Origin of the sequence: Modicisalibacter sp. 'Wilcox' (assembly GCF_010993675.1) — a bacterium.
In the GTDB taxonomy this organism is placed as follows: Bacteria; Pseudomonadota; Gammaproteobacteria; order Pseudomonadales; family Halomonadaceae; genus Modicisalibacter; species Modicisalibacter tunisiensis.
Genome location: NZ_WNXF01000007.1, coordinates 108,879 through 122,474, shown reverse-complemented (window position 1 = coordinate 122,474; position 13,596 = coordinate 108,879). Strand labels below are relative to the sequence as shown.

The 13,596-nt window shown below is 68.9% G+C and carries 10 protein-coding genes; 7 read left to right on the top strand and 3 right to left on the bottom strand.

Translation table 11 applies throughout. The features are described 5' to 3' along the window. Positions 1-172: 172 nt before the first annotated feature. Positions 173-2,248, bottom strand: coding sequence for a pyrroloquinoline quinone-dependent dehydrogenase (locus G7A98_RS08600; protein WP_163649250.1), 2,076 nt, complete (start codon positions 2,246-2,248; stop codon positions 173-175). A gap of 11 nt (positions 2,249-2,259) precedes the next feature. Beyond that, the gene (locus G7A98_RS08595; protein WP_163649249.1) at positions 2,260-2,625 is read right to left on the bottom strand and encodes a hypothetical protein; all 366 of its coding nucleotides are present in this window, start codon (positions 2,623-2,625) and stop codon (positions 2,260-2,262) included. Positions 2,626-2,970: 345 nt separating this feature from the next. Here G7A98_RS08595 and G7A98_RS08590 point away from each other — a divergent pair, with 345 nt between their 5' ends. The 7 genes from G7A98_RS08590 (at position 2,971) to G7A98_RS08560 (ending at position 12,481) form a co-directional block, all read left to right on the top strand. Then, on the top strand, positions 2,971-3,948 hold the full coding sequence (locus G7A98_RS08590; protein WP_163649248.1) for a dipeptidase: 978 nt from the start codon (positions 2,971-2,973) through the stop codon (positions 3,946-3,948). A gap of 181 nt (positions 3,949-4,129) precedes the next feature. Then, on the top strand, positions 4,130-4,675 hold the full coding sequence (locus tag G7A98_RS08585; protein WP_163649247.1) for a DUF5943 domain-containing protein: 546 nt from the start codon (positions 4,130-4,132) through the stop codon (positions 4,673-4,675). A gap of 10 nt (positions 4,676-4,685) precedes the next feature. Beyond that, positions 4,686-6,770 carry a dimethylglycine demethylation protein DgcA gene (gene dgcA / locus G7A98_RS08580; protein WP_163649246.1) on the top strand — a complete coding sequence of 695 codons (2,085 nt, stop codon included), beginning with the start codon at positions 4,686-4,688 and terminating at the stop codon, positions 6,768-6,770. A 264-nt stretch (positions 6,771-7,034) separates the two neighbouring features. Next, positions 7,035-9,005: a (Fe-S)-binding protein gene (locus G7A98_RS08575; protein ID WP_163649245.1), complete on the top strand. Its 1,971-nt coding sequence runs from the start codon at positions 7,035-7,037 to the stop codon at positions 9,003-9,005. Next, positions 9,002-10,285: an electron transfer flavoprotein subunit alpha/FixB family protein gene (locus tag G7A98_RS08570; RefSeq protein ID WP_163649244.1), complete on the top strand. Its 1,284-nt coding sequence runs from the start codon at positions 9,002-9,004 to the stop codon at positions 10,283-10,285. The genes G7A98_RS08575 and G7A98_RS08570 overlap by 4 nt, the downstream gene beginning before the upstream one ends. Then, positions 10,275-11,087, top strand: coding sequence for an electron transfer flavoprotein subunit beta (locus G7A98_RS08565; RefSeq protein ID WP_163649243.1), 813 nt, complete (start codon positions 10,275-10,277; stop codon positions 11,085-11,087). The genes G7A98_RS08570 and G7A98_RS08565 overlap by 11 nt, the downstream gene beginning before the upstream one ends. A 101-nt stretch (positions 11,088-11,188) precedes the next feature. After that, the gene (locus tag G7A98_RS08560; protein WP_163649242.1) at positions 11,189-12,481 is read left to right on the top strand and encodes a diguanylate cyclase; all 1,293 of its coding nucleotides are present in this window, start codon (positions 11,189-11,191) and stop codon (positions 12,479-12,481) included. Positions 12,482-12,518: 37 nt separating this feature from the next. Here G7A98_RS08560 and G7A98_RS08555 read toward each other — a convergent pair whose 3' ends face one another. Continuing rightward, positions 12,519-13,508 carry a lipid A deacylase LpxR family protein gene (locus tag G7A98_RS08555; protein WP_224416632.1) on the bottom strand — a complete coding sequence of 330 codons (990 nt, stop codon included), beginning with the start codon at positions 13,506-13,508 and terminating at the stop codon, positions 12,519-12,521. Between the last annotated feature and the right edge of the window lie 88 nt (positions 13,509-13,596).

The following is a 13,596-nucleotide window of genomic DNA, read 5'->3' as shown; positions in this document are numbered from 1 at the left end:
TTGGCTAGGCATTGTCTGAAAACTGTCTGCGCTCGGCCATACTGCGTTAAAAATCAGCTCAAAATGCTCATTTACACCCCGTAAACTCCGCCTTTTCGCTGATTTTTGCCTTGTCTGACCTTCGCTCGTCGACTTTTCAGACAGTGCCTAGTGTCGGCTTCAGTCCCGGGCCTTACTCCTCGGGCAGCGCGTAGGCGACCACCTGATCGCCGACCTGCTGCTTGAGGATGGTGTTGCCGCCGCCGATGAAGACCACGTATTCGCGGCCCTGGTACTCGTAGACCGCCGGGTTCGATACGGACGGCGCCTGGGCCTGGTCCGACCACAGTTCCTTGCCGCTCTCGAGCGAGTAGGCCCGGACCCTGGCATCCATCGAGGCGCCGATGAACACCACGCCGCCGGCGGTGACCGCCGGTCCGCCGATGGTCGGCGATCCCCAGCTTTCGGGCATGAAGAAGCCGTACTGCTGGGAGGCGCCGACGGGCCGGCGCCATTTCACGTCACCGGTGGTCATGTCCAGCGCGACCAGTTCGCCGTAGGGCGGCTCCCAGCAGGGCATGCCGAGCCAGTTGCGGGCCACCTCGAGCCGCAGCCCGTAGGGCGCGCCCGTCTGCGGCGCGAAGCCGCTCTCGTTGCCGGAGCCGCTGTCGGCCTTCTCGTAGGCCTGGCGGTCATAGAGCTTGATGGTCTGCACGATGTGCGAGGTGTTGACGATCGCGGTCTGGCTCTCGGGGTCGAAGGCCACGCCGCCCCACTGGATGCCGCCAGCGCTGTCGGGATAGGCCAGGGTGCCTTCGCCCCGGGTGGTGGGCGGCGTGTACATGCCCTCGTAGGTCAGCTTGTCCCACAGCGCCGAGCACTGGCCACCGCTCACCGCATCGGCCAGCCACCAGACCCCGGGCTTCTTCGACTGGTCGAGCAGCGGCTTGGGCTTGGTGGGGAAGGGCTGGGTCGCCGCGTATTTCTCGCCCTTCACGGAACCGTCGCCCTGCGGCACCGCTCGCTCCTCGATGGGCCAGACATCCTCGCCGGTCAGCCGGTTGACGACGAACAGGAAGCCCATCTTGGTGGACTGGATCAGCGCCGGAATCTGCTTGCCGTCGACGGTGATGTCCATCAGCGTCGGCGCAGCATTGATGTCGTAGTCCCAGACGTCATGGTGTACCCACTGGCGTGACCACACCACCTTGCCGGTGTCGACATCGAGCGCCGTCGTGGAGGTGGCCAGCGGGGCCTTTTCGGTGCGGTTGCCGCCCCAGTAGTTGGGCGAGGGCGAGGACACCGGCAGGTAGACGAGGCCGTGTTCCTCGTCGGCCGACATCTGCGTCCAGACGTTGGCGGTGCCACTCTTCTCGCGCATCGCGTCGGAGAGTGCCTGGAAGGTCCATTCACGCTCGCCGGTGCGGGCATTGATGGAGAACACCGTGCCCGGCGGTGCCTGCTCGAAGGCCCAGTCCTTGCCGGCCCAGCCGAGGATCAGGTGATCGCCGACCACGGTCGGCGGCTGCAGCACCGACAGCGGCCACTTGGCGTGGGTGTCGTTCCACTGGTTGATGTCGAGTACGCCATTGTCGGCGAACGACTGACAGGCCTTGCCGGTGTCCGCGTCCACGGCGAACAGGCGCGCATCCATGGTGCCGATGTAGACGATCTTCTGGCACGGTTCGCCGGCGACCGGGTCATCCGCCTGCCAGTAGGCCACGCCGCGGTTCTTCAGCGCGGGCTGGGTCATGGCCTCGAGCTTCGACTGGGTGTCGAAGCTCCACTTCTGCTCGCCGGTGGCCGGGTCGAGCGCCAGGATGCGATAGAACGGCGTGCCGATGTACAGCGTGTCGTTGGCGAAGATGGGCGTCGCCGACCAGACCGTGGCGGGCCGCTCGCCCGAGCCGTCCGAGACGTCGCCGGTGTGCACTTCCCAGACCTTTTCGAGATCGTCGACGTTGTCGGTGGTGATCTGATCGAGCGGGCTGTACTTCTGGGCGTTGAGCTGACCGTGGAAGCTGTCCCAGGTCGGCGTCTCGGGCACCAGCGGAATCGGCGGGCCGGAGGCTTCGTCGCCCGCGGCGGCGTCGCTCGTCGCGTCCGCCGTCTGCCCGGGCGTCGGGGCCTGGGGATCGGTCGACTGCTGATCGGGTGTCTGTTGCGGGTCCGCGGACTGCGTCTGGGCCGAGGCCATCAGGGGCACGACACAAAGCGTCAGGGCGGTGGCCGTGGCGAGACGCTTCAGGGCGAATCGGGGGGTCGGCATGGCGCGGCTCCTCAGGCGTGGGCGGAACGGGTGGGGCGGGGCGAACGGAGCATGTCGACGATCAGGCCGACGAGACCGACCCCCATGGCGACGACGATCCACACCTGATGCAGGAGAAGACCGGCGAAGGCCGTGCCGGCAAGCCCCAGCAGGGTCAGTACCCGCAACAGGATGCGGGTCGCGCGGCCGCGCAGCGCCGCGAGGCCGAGCGCCAGGACGGCGAGCACACCGCAGGCCACGGCGGTGAGCAGGGCGCCGAGGGTGCCGTTGACGCCGGTCAGCGGCGTCGAGTAGGCGTAGAGGGCGATGGCGAGCCCGGCGAGCGAGGCCAGCAGCAGCAAAATGGCCCCGATGCGGGATGAATGCGATTGCGACATGGCGGGGTTGCCTCCTTTCGCGGGTCGGGAATGCGTGAGCGGTTCCGGTCCCGGCCTTTCCCTGGCCGTAACATGAAGAAGGCCTCATGTTAGCAGACATCCCGAGACACTGTCGGGAACCCGTCGTGCTTGTCTGTTACTCAGCCTAGTCGATCGTCAGCGGGATGTCCGAGCGCGAGCCGTGCCGCGCGGGGCGGTCGCGACGCTAGCCGCCGGTCATGGCAGTGACGTTTCATCCGCGACACCCATGACGCTTTTGGAATTTCCCCCGTCGCTTCCAAGCGCCGGGCCGACCGGGCCCGGGGCTATTCTGCGGCCATGACGCCAACCCCATCGGAGCCGACCATGACCCCGCAAGCCCTGCACGACGACGCCATCGTCATCGACGGTCTCATCATCGCCAAGTGGAACCGCGAGCTGTTCGAGGACATGCGCAAGGGCGGCCTCACCGCCGCCAACTGCACCGTGTCCGTCTGGGAGGGCTTTCAGGCCACCGTCGACAATATCGTCAGGACCAACGCCCTGATGGCCGAGTCCAGCGATCTGGTGCGCCCCGTGCGGACCACCGCGGACATCACCCGGGCCAAGGAAGAGGGCAAGACCGGCATCATCTACGGCTTCCAGAACGCCCATGCCTTCGAGGACCAGATCGGCTACGTCGAGGTCTTCAAGCAGCTCGGCGTGGGCATCGTGCAGATGTGCTACAACACCCAGAATCTGGTCGGCACCGGCTGCTACGAGCGCGACGGCGGCCTGTCCGGCTTCGGCCACGAGATCGTCGCCGAGATGAACCGCGTGGGCATCATGTGCGACCTGTCCCACGTCGGCGAGAAGACCTCCCGCGAGGTGATCGAGGCCTCCGGGAAGCCGGTCTGCTATTCCCACTGCCTGCCCGCCGGTCTCAAGGACCATCCGCGCAACAAGTCCGACGAGGAACTCCGGTTCATCGCCGAGCATGGCGGCTTCGTCGGCGTGACCATGTTCACCCCCTTCCTGCGGGCCGGCGTCGACGCCACCGTCGACGACTATGTCGAGGCCATCGAGTACGTCATGAACATCGTCGGCGAGGATGCCATCGGCATCGGCACCGACTTCACCCAGGGCCACGGCCCGGACTTCTTCGAGTGGCTGACCCACGACAAGGGCTATGCCCGGCGCCTGACCAACTTCGGCAAGATCATCAACCCCGAGGGCATCCGTACCATCGGCGAGTTTCCCAACCTCACCGAGGCGCTCTCGCGTCGCGGCTTCAGCGAGGCCCAAGTGCGCAAGATCATGGGCGAGAACTGGGTGCGCGTCCTCAGGGACGTCTGGGGCGCCTGAATCTTTTGAAAGGGGGCGCCGGGGGCAGGTCGAAGAGGAGGTCCGACGCCATGTATGGCGTCGGTAGCGCCCAGGGAAGGGGTTACAGCGCCTCCGGAAGGCCGGCCCCGCTCGCAGACCTGCCGCCGGTAAAGCCCCGGCCAGCAACGTGCCAAGAACAACGATGTCGAGGAACCAAACCGTGACCAAGATGGCCCCCGAACTGCCCATCGAGGTGGATAGCGAGACCGGCGTGTGGACCACCGACGCCCTGCCGATGCTCTACGTGCCGCGCCACTTCTTCATCAACAACCATGTCGCCGTGGAAGAGGCGCTGGGTGTCGAGACCTATGCCGACATCCTCTACCACGCCGGCTACAAGAGCGCCTGGCACTGGTGCCAGAAGGAGGCCGAGCTGCACGGCCTCGAGGGCGTGGCGGTGTTCGAGCATTACATGAAGCGCCTGTCCCAGCGGGGCTGGGGCCGTTTCATCACCGAGGCGATCGATCTGGAGGCCGGCACCGCCCAGGTGCGTCTCGAGCACAGCGCCTTCGTCTACCAGCTCGGCAAGGTCAACCGCAAGGTCGAGTACATGTTCACCGGCTGGTTCGCCGGCGCCATGGACCAGATCCTCGAGGCCTGCGGAAGCGACCTGCGCACCAGCGCCGAGCAGACCCAGAGCGCCGCCGAGGAAGGCTGCGACGTCGGCCGTTTCACGGTCATTCCCCGTCATACTTTGGCAGGCTGAGGTTCCCGAGATGGCATTCGACGCCCTGTTCAAGCCGATCGAGATCGGCAATCTCACGATCCGCAATCGCGTGGTCAGCACCGCTCACGCCGAGGTCTACGCCACCGACGGCGGCATGACCACCGAGCGCTACGTCAAGTACTACGAGGAGAAGGCGAAAGGCGGCGTGGGGCTCGCCATCTGCGGCGGCTCCTCGCCGGTGTCGATCGACAGCCCCCAGGCCTGGTGGAGCTCGGTCAACGTCTCCACCGACCGGATCATTCCGCACTTCCAGAACCTGGCGGATGCCGTCCACAAGCACGGCGGCAAGATCATGATCCAGATCACCCACATGGGGCGCCGCTCGCGCTGGGACGGCTTCGACTGGCCGACCCTGCTGTCGCCGTCGGGGATCCGCGAGCCGGTCCACCGCTCGACCTGCAAGACCATCGAGGAAGAGGAGATCTGGCGCGTCATCGATGACTTCGCCCAGGGGGCGCGGCGCGTCAAGGAAGGCGGGCTCGACGGCATCGAGCTGTCCGCCGTCCACCAGCACCTGATCGACCAGTTCTGGAGCCCGCGCGTCAACAAGCGCGAGGACCAGTGGGGCGGCAGCTTCGAGAACCGCATGCGCTTCGGCATGGAGGTGCTCAAGGCGGTGCGCGCCGAGGTCGGCGACGACTTCGTGGTGGGCATGCGCATCTGCGGCGACGAATTCCATCCGGACGGCCTGACCCACGACGACATGAAGCAGATCGCCGCCTACTACGACGCCACCGGCATGGTCGACTTCTTCGGCGTGGTCGGCTCGGGCTGCGACACGCACGACACCCTGGCCAACGTGATTCCCAACATGTCCTATCCGCCGGAGCCGTTCCTGCATCTGGCGGCGGGCATCAAGGAAGTGGTCGGTGCGCCGGTGATCCACGCCCAGAACATCAAGGATCCCAACCAGGCCAGCCGCATCCTCGAGGGCGGCTATGTCGACATGGTGGGCATGACCCGCGCGCACATCGCCGACCCGCACCTGATTGCCAAGATCAAGATGGACCAGGTCGACCAGATCAAGCAGTGCGTGGGCGCCAACTACTGCATCGACCGCCAGTACCAGGGCCTCGACGTGCTGTGCATCCAGAATGCCGCCACCTCGCGCGAGTACATGGGCCTGCCGCACATCATCGAGCCCAGCGACGGGCCGAAGCGCAAGGTCGTGGTGGTCGGGGGCGGCCCCGGCGGCATGGAGGCGGCGCGTGTCGCGGCCGAGCGCGGCCACGATGTCACCCTGTTCGAGGCCGCCGAGCAGCTCGGTGGCCAGATCACCCTGGCCGCCAGGGCGCCGCAGCGCGACCAGATCGCCGGCATCACCCGCTGGTATCAGCTCGAGCTGGCACGCCTCAAGGTCGACCTGCGCCTGGGCACCCGCGCCGACGCGGCGACCATCGGCGACCTGCGCCCGGACATCGTGGTGCTCGCCACCGGCGGTCAGCCCTTCCTGTCGCAGGTGCCCGAATGGGGCTATGCCGAGGATCGCGAACAGAGCCTGGTGGTCAGCACCTGGGACATCCTCAGCGGCGCCGTGGAGCCCGGCAGGAACGTGCTGATCTTCGATTCCATCTGCGAGTTCGCCGGGGTCTCTGCGGCCGACTACCTGGCCGACAAGGGCGCCAAGGTCGAGATCGTCACCGACGACATCAAGCCCGGCGCGGCGGTGGGGGGCACCACCTTCCCGACGTACTACCGCAGCCTCTACGAGAAGGCGGTGATCATGACCTCCGACCTGGCGCTGCACAAGGTCTATCGCGAGGGCGACTCGCTGGTGGCGGTGCTCGAGAACGAGTATACCGGCGCCCAGGAGGAGCGGGTGGTCGACCAGGTGGTGGTCGAGAACGGCGTGCGGCCCGACGAGGCGCTCTACTACACGCTCAAGGAGCAGTCCCGCAACAAGGGCCAGGTCGACCTCGAGGCGCTCTACGCCATCCAGCCGCAGCCCGCGCTGGCCACGCTGGACGATGACCCGAATGCCGGCTTCGTGCTGTTCCGGCTGGGCGACTGCACGGCACCGCGCAATACGCATGCGGCGATCTATGATGCCCTGCGGATTTGCAAGGACTTTTAACTCGAGCTTGAAGCCGGAAGGGTCCTGGCCACCCAGGCCGATGGGCGCCGGGGGCAGGGTGTAGCGAGGGTCCTTTGCCATGGCCGGAAAGTGTTCCTTTCCATTCCGGCATTTCCGCCATCCATGGCGGTCAGATGGCAAAGGTAGCGCCCAGGGACGGGTTCACAGCGCCCTCGCGAAGGCCTGCCGCCGGATCAGCCCAGGGGCATGCAGGGTGGCGAAGCGAATTCCTCCGCTTATGGTTCCGAACACGAGGTGAGCGAGATGCTCGATATCCTCCTGCCGATCCTGATCTTCTCCGCTCTGGCGCTGGCGGCGATCGGCGCCGTGCGGCGCATTCGCCTGTGGCGCCAGGGGCGACCGTCGCCGGTGCCCGTTCTGGGTGGCCTGGCCGCGGTGCCGCGCCGTTACCTGGTCGACCTGCACCACGTGGTGGCGCGCGACAAGGTGATGTCCAACACCCACGTGGCCACCGCCGGCGGCTTCGTCGCCGCCATGGCGCTGGCGATCGTCGTCCATGGCCTGGGCCTGGCCGAGGGCGTGCTGGGCTGGCTGCTGCTGGCGGCCAGCGCGACGATGTTCGTGGGCAGCCTGTTCGTCGCCCGCCGCCGGATCAACCCGCCGGCGCGGCTGTCGAAGGGTCCCTGGATGCGCCTGCCCAAGAGCCTGATGGCGTTCTCGCTGGGCATCTTCGTGGCCACCCTGCCGGCGGTGGGCGTGCTGCCCCCCGACGCCGGTGGCTGGCTGGTCGCGGTGCTGCTTGCCGCGGCGGTGGCCTGGGGGCTGGCCGAACTGGTGTTCGGCATGACCTGGGGCGGGCCGATGAAGCATGCCTTCGCCGGCGCCCTGCATCTGGCCTTTCATCGCCGGGCCGAGCGGTTCTCCACCGCGGCCGGTCCGGGACGGCGTTCCACGGGCCTCAAGGCGCTGGATCTGGACGACGATCAGGCCCCGCTGGGCGTCGAGACGCCCGCCGACTTCACCTGGAATCAGCTGCTGGGCTTCGACGCCTGCGTGCAGTGCGGCCGCTGCGAGGCGGTCTGCCCGGCGTTTGCCGCCGGCCAGCCGCTCAATCCCAAGAAGCTGATTCAGGACATGGTGGTGGGCATGGCGGGCGGCAGCGATGCCAACTACGCCGGTTCGTCGTATCCCGGCAAGGCCGTCGGCGAGCATGCCGGCGCCCCCCACGGGCCGATCGTCGCCCGCGAGGGCACCGCCCTGGTCGACGCCGAGACGCTGTGGTCCTGCACCACCTGCCGCGCCTGTGTCGAGGAGTGCCCGATGATGATCGAGCACGTCGATGCCATCGTCGACATGCGCCGCTTCTTGACGCTGGAGCACGGCAATACCCCCAACAAGGGCGCCGAGGTGCTCGACAACCTGATCGCCACCGACAATCCCGGTGGCTTCGATCCCGGCTCGCGCCTGCACTGGGCGGCGGATCTCGAGCTGCCGCTGATGGCCGAGCGCGGCGAGGCCCAGGTGCTGCTGTGGCTGGGCGACGGGGTCTTCGACATGCGCAATCAGCGTACCCTGCGTTCGATGGTCAAGATCCTGCGTGCCGCCGGGGTCGATTTCGCGGTACTCGGCAACGAGGAGCGCGACAGCGGTGACGTGGCCCGGCGGCTGGGCGACGAGGCGACCTTCCAGAGCCTGGCGCGTCGCAACATCGCCACCCTGGCCCAGTACCGCTTCGATCGCATCATCACCTGCGACCCGCACAGCTTCCACGTGCTCAAGAACGAATACGGCGAGCTGGGCGGTAACTACGAGGTCAGCCACCACAGCACCTACATCAACGAGCTGCTCGAGGCCGGCTGGCTGTCCCTGAAGGCCAGTCGGCTGGGTCGGGTGACCTACCACGACCCCTGCTATCTGGGCCGCTACAATGGCGAATACGCCGCGCCACGAGCGGTACTCGACGCTCTCGGCGTGGAGCGGGTCGAGATGGCGCGTTCCGGCTATCGCTCGCGCTGCTGCGGCGGCGGCGGTGGCGCGCCGATCACCGACATCCCCGGCAAGCAGCGGATCCCCGACATGCGCATGAACGACGTGAGCGAAACCGGCGCCGATCTGGTCGCGGTGGGCTGCCCGCAGTGCACCGCCATGCTCGAGGGCGTGGTGGCCGACGACCGTGCCGCGGTCAAGGATATCGCCGAACTGGTCGCCGATGCCCTGGACGAGAGTGCGCCGGTGAAGGACCGGCGGCATGTCACCGAGGAGGAGGCCGCATGAGCGACATCATCCGCCGCGATCCCCGCAAGGAGTGGATCGCTCGCAACCGTCTGCACCCCGAGCATCTCGACGTGCTCGCCGAGCTGGGCGAGGGCGCCGCGCCCAGCGAGTGGCCGGGCCCCAACGGCCGGATACGCCGCGATCCGCATGCCGTCGGCTTCACCGGCCCCAACGGCATCAAGCGCATCGATCGCAGTGGCGTGCAGCAGGGCGCCGGCCGGTCGTCGGCGGGCGACCGTGGCGACGGCCAGCCGGCCCGGCAGCGTGTCGAGATCGAGTCGCCGGCGTTCCTGGTGGCGGTGGTGCCCGACCTCGCCGGGGGCCGCCTGTCGTCCCACGACCGTGACCTGCTGGGGCTGGCCCGCCGGCTGGCCGATGCCGACCCGCAGGCGCCCGGGGCGGTGGTGGCGATCGTCTTCGGCGAGGCCCGCGAGAGCGGCTTTGCCGAGGCCGGCGTCGATCGCCTGGTCACCCTCGATGAACCGCGCCTTGCCGGCTATGCGCCCGAGGCGCGGATCGCGGCGCTGAGTGCCATCGAGGAGTCGCTGTCACCGCGTCACTGGCTGCTGCCGGACTCCGCGCTGGGCGGTGGCGAGCTCGGCCGCCGTCTGGCGGCGCGGCTGGGCGAGCGACCGGCCGCCGGACTCTGGCAGATCGAGCCGGACGCCGGCAGCGCCCTGGGCTGGCATGCCACCTGCCGCGGCGCGGCGGGCTCGCTCGACATCCGGCGCGACCTGCCGCGGGTGGCGCTGGCGCTGGCGGAGTGTGCCGAGCCGGTCAGCGAGACCGTGCATGCGGCACGCCCGCTCGCGCCGCCGGCCCTGCCGGAGGCCTTCTCGCGGGTCGAGGACCTGGGCGCGGTGGCCGTCGATCCGGCCAGCGTGGCGCTGGGCGAGGCGGAGTTCATCCTCGCCGCCGGCAACGGCATCCGCGACTGGGAGGGCTACCACCGGGCCGCCACGGCGCTCGGCGCCACCGAGGGGGCGTCGCGGGTGGCGGTGGACGACGGCTTCATGCCGCGCGACCGCCAGGTGGGCGCCACCGGCACCTGGGTGACCGCGCGGGTCTACGTGGCCGTGGGCATCAGCGGCGCCATCCAGCACCTGCAGGGGATCCAGCGCTGCGACAAGGTGGTGGCCGTCAACGTCGACCCCGGCTGCGACATGATCAAGCGGGCCGATCTGGCCGTGATCGGCGACAGCGCGGCGATTCTCGAGGCACTGGTGACGCGCGTCGAGCAGGCGCGCCAGGAAGACGGAGGCAAGCGTGATGCCGCATGAGACGACGAAGAACGCCGCCGGGGCGCTGGATGTGGCGGTGCTGGTCTCGATCGGCCGCCATCCGGTGACCGGCCGGACCCGGCGGGCCGATCAGGATGCCCGTGCCGTGGAGGCGGCGCTCGCCCTGGACCATGCCCGGGTGCAGTTGATTCACGCCGGGCACCACGAGACCGACAGCGAGGCCGCCCTGCGGGGCTATCTGGGCATGGGCTTCGAGGCGCTGACGCTGATCGAGCAGGCCGGCGATGCCGATGTCCTGCCGGCATTGACGGACGCGCTGCGCGAGGCTCCGCCGCGGCTGCTGCTGTGCGGCACCCGGGCGGAAACCGGCGAGGGCTCGGGGCTGCTGCCCTACCTGCTGGCCGAGTCGCTGGGCTGGCCGATCGTCACCGGGCTGGCCGAGATCGAACGCGTCGAGCCGGAGCATGTCACCCTGCTGCAGGCGCTGCCGCGCGGCCAGCGTCGCCGGCTGCGCCTTCGCCTGCCGGCGGTGATCACCGTCGACGAGGCGGCACCCGCTCCTCGCCAGAGTGCCTTCGGCCCGGCCCGGCGCGGCGCGCTGGCTGTCAGCGAACAGGCGTCGCGCCCCGACACGGCGCTGGCCGACTGGACGCTGGAGCCCGCGCGGCCGCGTCCCAAGCGGCTCAAGGTGGTCAAGGCCGCCTCGGCGCGGGATCGCTTCAAGGCCGCCGCCGCCAAGGCGGAAGGCGGCGGCGGGCAGGTGCTGACCGACGCGACGCCCGAGCAGGGCGCCGAGGCGATCTTCAAGCTGCTTCATGAAGAGGGCGTGCTGCGGCGCTAAGCGGTGAGTGGACTCGACTTGTCATGATCTCGGGAATGCGGCCCAATTGGGCCTCATTCATGCACACGCCCGGCGTGGCAAGACGCGAGTCCGCGAGATCCATGAAGCGAGCATTGCGCAAGGTCGAGTCGCTGCTGCGGCGGCTCTCGGTGGGAAAACGGCTGGCGATGGCGGTGGCGGTTCTGGTGGTGCCGATGACGGTGCTGATCGTCGTCAGCGTGGTGGTGCTCGAGCGTCAGGAGGCCCGGCTGCATCGCTCCGTGGAGGAAGCGGTGACGCTGCTGGTGCCGCTGGCCACCCTCGAGTATGACCTGCAGCGTGCCCTGACCGATGTCCTGGCGGCGGAGACCGGCGAGCCCGTGCCCGACTACGGTGGCCTGACCGGTGCCGTCGACCGGCTGTTCGCACAGCTCGCCGGCACCACACCCGATCGCGACCTGTCGCGGCAGAGCGTCGCTCGGGCCCGTTCCGCCTGGCAGGCCGCACGGCCGGCCATCGAGGGGCTGGTCGAGCAGGCTCGCCCCCTGCACCTGGCCGGTGACACGCCGGGCTTTGTCAGTGTCCGCCGGCGTCTCGCGTCCGCCATCGGTGATCTGCAGCAGGTCCAGACCCATCTGTCGACGGCCATCAAGCGACGGGCGGCGCGGGCCGTCCAGACCCAGCAGCGCCAGCTCGAGTGGCTGGTCGGTGCCTGGGGAGTGACACTGCTGATCGCGACCGCGGGGCTCGTGCTGATCGTCCACTCCATCGTTCGCCCGGTGCGTGCCCTGGGGCGGACCGTTCAGCGGCTCGGCGCGGGCGATCTCACGGCGCGCGCCGACACGGACGCCGGCGACGAGCTGGGGGCCGTGGCCGGCTACCTGAATGCCATGGCTCGTCACTTCGTGGCCTGGAAGCGGGTCACCGAGGATGCCGCCAACCAGGATGCGCTCACCGGCCTGCCCAATCGCCGGGGAATCCTGGCGGCACTCGAGGCGGCCCTGGCCGCGAGTGCCGCCACCCAGGGGAGCGTGGGCGTGCTGATGATCGACGTCGACCGTTTCAAGACCATCAATGATCAGTACGGCCATGCGGCGGGGGATCAGGCGTTGAACTGGGTGGCGCAGGTCCTGAGCAGCCAGCTGCGTGGCGATGACCAGGTGGGGCGCTACGCCGGCGACGAATTCCTCGCGGTGCTGCCCGGCGCCGGCCACGAGGAGGCCCGCCAGATCGCCGAGCGTCTCTGCGAGCGGGTCATCCAGTCGGCACGGAGCGATCCCCGGCGTCCTACCCTGACCCTCGGCGTCGCCGCGAGCCGCGGTGGCGAGGCGAGCGCCGAGGCACTGATCGCCGCCGCCGATCGGGCCCTGTATCGCGGCAAGCAGGCCGGCCGCGGCCGGGTCGGGATCGGCTAGGTTCGCGACGATCCGCCTCGCCGGCAGACGCCGGTCGCTACAGCCATTTCGACAGGGTGATCGAGCCGAAGTGGTCGGCGCTGTCCTGGCTCTCGAATTCGCGGGTACGCCAGACGCTGGTGAAGGCGATCTGCCAGTTGTCCCAGCTGATGACGGCGCCGGCGCTCAGGTCGCCCACCCATTCGCGCCGGTCGACGCTGGGGCTGTCCTTGAAGGAGTTGCCGTCGAGCAGCAGGTTGTGGGCCATGTAGCGCCCCTCGACCCCGAGGAAACCGTACCAGCCGAAGCCGCCACCGGCCCGGAAGCCCTGGCGTCCGCCCAGGGCCGGGGCGACGCTGGGAATGCCGAAGCTCTTGTCGAGACCCTCGCCGAAGCGAATCGCCCCACCGCCGCCCACGTAGTCGTAGAGGTTGCCGACCTGAAAAGAGGTGCTGGGACCGTACTCCCACTCCAGCCCGGCCAGCCGGTCCTGCCACCACCAGGCCTTGTTGCCGGCGACCCCGAGCAGCGGCTCGTTGTCGAGCTGGTGGCTCCAGCCCCTGGGGTCGTCGCTGCCGGTCATCTTGTGGACGCGGTCCTGCAGCACGGCGCCGCCCGCGGCGGGGCCCACCCAGCCGAGCTGCAGGTCGAGCATCGAGGCCTCGCGCCAGCCATCGTGTTCCTCATCGGCGAAGAACGAGACCCCGCCGAGCAGCACCCCGGCATAGGGGCGATCGTCGCCGCGTGGATGGCGGCGCCTGATGTCGTTGGGAGTGTAGATCTGATGCGCCAGGTGATAGCTGACGGCATCGACATCGTCGGCCTGCCAGCCGGGCAGCCAGTCGGCGAAGCGCCGCGACCAGTGGTCGGCCTCGGGCAGGGTGGTGCGGCTGAGCTCGACTCCGCTGGAGTAGTGGCCATCCTCGCTGGACGAGAACAGGTCGTTGCTGACCTTGAGCGAATAGAGGTCGGTCGCGGCGGCGAACGGCGAGGCGAGCAGGCCGGTACACAGCAGGGCGAGCGGCGTGACGTAGCGTGACATGGGCATGGTATGGCGATGTGTTCTCGAGTCGAATCCCTGAACCCGCGACAGCGCGGGGTCTCGTCGCGCCAAAATACCATAGCCTGATAATTAT

Coding starts and splice junctions, on each gene's coding strand:
- G7A98_RS08600 (WP_163649250.1), bottom strand. CDS start 2,248: ATGCCGACCCCCCGATTCGCCCTGAAGCGTCTCGCCACGGCCACCGCC.
- G7A98_RS08595 (WP_163649249.1), bottom strand. CDS start 2,625: ATGTCGCAATCGCATTCATCCCGCATCGGGGCCATTTTGCTGCTGCTG.
- G7A98_RS08590 (WP_163649248.1), top strand. CDS start 2,971: ATGACCCCGCAAGCCCTGCACGACGACGCCATCGTCATCGACGGTCTC.
- dgcA (WP_163649246.1), top strand. CDS start 4,686: ATGGCATTCGACGCCCTGTTCAAGCCGATCGAGATCGGCAATCTCACG.
- G7A98_RS08575 (WP_163649245.1), top strand. CDS start 7,035: ATGCTCGATATCCTCCTGCCGATCCTGATCTTCTCCGCTCTGGCGCTG.
- G7A98_RS08570 (WP_163649244.1), top strand. CDS start 9,002: ATGAGCGACATCATCCGCCGCGATCCCCGCAAGGAGTGGATCGCTCGC.
- G7A98_RS08565 (WP_163649243.1), top strand. CDS start 10,275: ATGCCGCATGAGACGACGAAGAACGCCGCCGGGGCGCTGGATGTGGCG.
- G7A98_RS08560 (WP_163649242.1), top strand. CDS start 11,189: ATGAAGCGAGCATTGCGCAAGGTCGAGTCGCTGCTGCGGCGGCTCTCG.
- G7A98_RS08555 (WP_224416632.1), bottom strand. CDS start 13,508: ATGCCCATGTCACGCTACGTCACGCCGCTCGCCCTGCTGTGTACCGGC.